At 78.3% G+C, this 3,439-nt stretch carries 1 protein-coding gene and 1 pseudogene; one reads left to right on the plus strand and one right to left on the minus strand.

Annotation, left to right across the window (positions count from 1 at the left end; translation table 11 throughout):
• Positions 1–650 precede the first annotated feature (650 nt).
• Entirely contained in the window at positions 651–1,634 is a 984-nt protein-coding gene (locus JFN87_RS32485) for a hypothetical protein (RefSeq protein WP_209346014.1), read from the minus strand.
• Positions 1,635–1,902: 268 nt separating this feature from the next.
• Here JFN87_RS32485 and JFN87_RS32490 point away from each other — a divergent pair.
• A pseudogene (locus tag JFN87_RS32490) lies at positions 1,903–3,439 on the plus strand (DNA-binding protein); the annotation flags it as partial.

Genomic DNA, 3,439 nt, shown 5'->3' on the forward strand with positions numbered 1-3,439 from the left:
CCCCGACGCCCCGGGCCGTCCGCCCGGGCCCGGCCCCCGGCGGTCTCACCGCCGACGCTGCCGGGGCCGGGCCGCCCCGCCCGGCGGCGCGTCATGGCCCACCGGTCCGGCCACCGTTCCCCGGCGCGTGGGCGCCACCACCGACGGAAGCGCCCTGGGGCGTGACGGTGGCACACGCCACGCCGGCCGGGCCGCGCCGGACCGCCCCGCCGGCCTCGTCGTCGCTCGCCCGGGCCCTGGGCGCGGCCCCCGCATCGTCATCCGCCGACGTCCGCGGCCTCGTTGCCCGGCTCGGGCACAGGGTGTCAGGCCGTCACACCGGCCAGGGGCCCCGGCCCGCGGCGCAGAGCAACCGCCGGGGCGGGGCCGCGCGCCTCGACCAGGAATCCCGGCCTGGGCCGCCTGCCTCGGCGCCGTCCGCTGCGGCCCTGGGGCCCGGGGCCCGGTCGACCCCAGGCCGCGGCCTCCCTGAGCACCACCGCCGGGGACGGGCATCGCCCCGGGGAGTGCACCCCGACACGCGCGGCCGGGCCGGGCCGGCGCGCCCGCGGCCCCGCGCCTTCGACTGGTGGCGGGCCGCAACGCCCGGTGGCCGGGGCACGAGCGTGTCCCGGGGGGACGCGGCGGGATACGCGCGGCCCACCCGGGGGTCAGCGCACTCGGCGTGATCTCCATACCAGGAACAGCGCCGACGCCACCGCCGCGACCCGGACCACCACCGGCCACGTGTCCGACAGCGCCTGGCCCATGGCGCCGTCGGGGATCGGCTTGCCCCAGCGGTCGTTGAAGCGACCCCACAGCCAGACCACGCCCGCCGCGACCGACACGCCCGGCAGCCAGAAGACCGCGACCTTCGCCTCGTTCCTCGTCAGCGTGCGCGAGAAGTACGCGAGCACCCAACCCGCGAGCAGCGCCCAGATGTTGCCCAGTACCGCGCCGACGATCAGCAGCGCGGCCGTCACCAGCAGGAACGGGTTCGTGAGGCCGCGCCCGGCGCCCGCGACCGCTCCGCGCCTGCGCCACCACCTGCGCGCGGGCTCCTCGACGACCACCTCGTCGACGGCGGCCTCCGCCGCCGCGCCCGCGGCCGGCGTCTTCTCCATCGGCACCGTCGCGCCCGTGTCGGCGCGCGGCGGGCGCAGTATCTCGGGGATCTCGACGCCGCCGACGAAGCCGCCGACCCGCATCTGCCCAGGGCCCATCGCGCCCGCGCCCATGCCCGGGCCCGGCTGCATCCGCCACCAGTCCGTGCCGGGACCGGCGCCCGAGCCCCGCTCGTCCATCCCCGCGAGGTGCGGTCCCGAGGGCCCAGGCGGCGCGGACGACCCGGACGGCGCGGACGGCGACGGCGGCTCGTACGCGGTCTGCCGCGGCAGGTCGGCCGAGGCCCAACCGGCCTGCGCCGACTTGCCCGAGGCCGTGCCGACGACCGCCTCGGGCGTGCCGAGCTGCCCCAGCAGCCGCTTGATCGCGGCCGGGCTGTCGCCCTCCGGCGTGCCCCGCCTGCGGTCGATCTCGCTCCGCAGCGAGGAGACGAGTCTCATGCGCTCCCCGGAGGGGAGTTGACGCTGATGGGCCACGTCGCCGACGCGGCTGAGGTAGTCAAAGACCAATTGGTCGCTCTCGATCCCCACCACGCGATGGTGTCGAAGTCCTCCCCGTACGTCCAGCCCGTACGCGGCGCGCCCGCCCTTGTGCCGTCACGGGCTACCTTGGGTCGGATGGGGAACCGCGGGCCAGACCGAGGAGGCGCACGTGCCGGAAGGACCCGATGCAGCAGGCGGCGGAGGCGGCGGTTCCGCACGTCCCGGCTCCGCACGTCCCGCGTCCGCGCGTCCCGGCTCGGCGCGTCCCGGCTCGGCACATCCCGCGTCCGCGCCGCCCCGCACGCTCGCCGAATCCCTGCGCTCGCGCGGTGACGCGTCCCTCGCCGCCCTCCTGCACGGCCGCCCCGACCTCCTCTCCCCGGTCCCGGGCGACATCTCGCAGCTCGCCGGGCGCGCCGGCACCCGCGCCTCCGTGATCCGCGCGCTCGAACGCCTCGACCGCTTCACCCTCCAGACCGCCGAGGCGCTCGCCGTCGCGCCCGAACCCGCCTCGTACGAGGTGCTGCGCGCGCTGCTCGCGGGGGACGACGGGGACGCCCCCGTCGAGGCCGCGCTGCCCGGCGCGCTCGGCGCCCTGCGCGACCAGGCACTCGTCTGGGGCGACGACGACCGGCTGCGCCTCGTGCGCACCGCACGCGAACTGCTCGCGCCCACCCCGTCGCACCCCTCCCCCACCGGCCTCGGCCCGACCGTCGCCGAGGCGACCACCGGCATGTCGCCCACGCGCCTGCAGGAGATTTTGGCCGCGTCCGGCCTGCCCTCCACGCACGACCCGGTGTCCGCCGTCGCCTCGCTGACCGCGCTGTTCACCGACCGGCGGCGGATGGCCGACCTCCTCGACACGGCGCCGAGCGAGGCGCTCGGCGTCCTGGACCGGCTGGTGTGGGGGCCGCCCTACGGCGAGGTCACCGCCAACCCGGCGCCGCACGTGCGCTGGCTGCGCGACCACGGCCTCCTGCTGCCCGCCTCGCCGCGGACGGTGGTCCTGCCGCGCGAGGCGGCCCTGCACCTGCGGGCGGGCCGCGCGCATCGGCACCCCGAGCCGGTACCGCCACCGCTCGCGCCGCGCGGCGAATACCGTCCACAGGTTGTGGACAACGCGGCAGCCGCCCAGGCGTTCACCGCGCTCGACATCGTCGAGGAGCTGGGCAAGGAGTGGAACGAGGGCGGGCCCGGCGTGCTGCGCGCCGGCGGCCTGTCCGTGCGCGACCTCAAGCGCACAGCCGCCGCCCTCGACACGACCGAGCCGCTCGCCGCCTTCTGGGTCGAACTCGCCTACGCGGCAGGGCTCGTGGCCGGTGATGGCGAGGCCGACGAGCGCTACGCGCCGACACCGGCCTACGACGACTGGCAGGAGCTTGCGGCGCCCGAGCGGTGGGCCGTCCTGGCAGCGGCATGGCTGGCGGCGACCCGCACGTCCGGCCTGGTGGGCGGCCAGGACAGCCGCGGCCGCACGCTCTCCGCGCTCGGCCCCGACCTCGACAGGGGCGCGGCGCCCGAGGTGCGCGGGCGCGTGCTCGCCCTGCTCGCGACGCTCCCCGAGGGCACGTCACCGACGCGGGAGTCCCTGCACGCAAGGCTCCGCTGGGAGCGGCCGCTGCGCGGCGCGGGGGTGACGGGCCGTACGGAGGACCTGAGGCCCAGGCTCGCCGACTGGGTCCTCGACGAGTCGGAGCTGCTCGGCGTCACGGGCAGGGGCGCGCTCTCCGCGATGGGCAGGGCGCTGGCCCCCGACTCCCCCGAGGCCGCCGCCGTCGAGGCCGCCCCCGTCGAGGCCGCCGGGGCCGGCGCCGAGGTCTCCGGGCGCGGGCCGGCCGATCCCGAGGGCTCGG

The sequence above is a fragment of the Streptomyces montanisoli genome (assembly GCF_017813245.1).
Taxonomy (GTDB): Bacteria; Actinomycetota; Actinomycetes; order Streptomycetales; family Streptomycetaceae; genus Streptomyces; species Streptomyces montanisoli.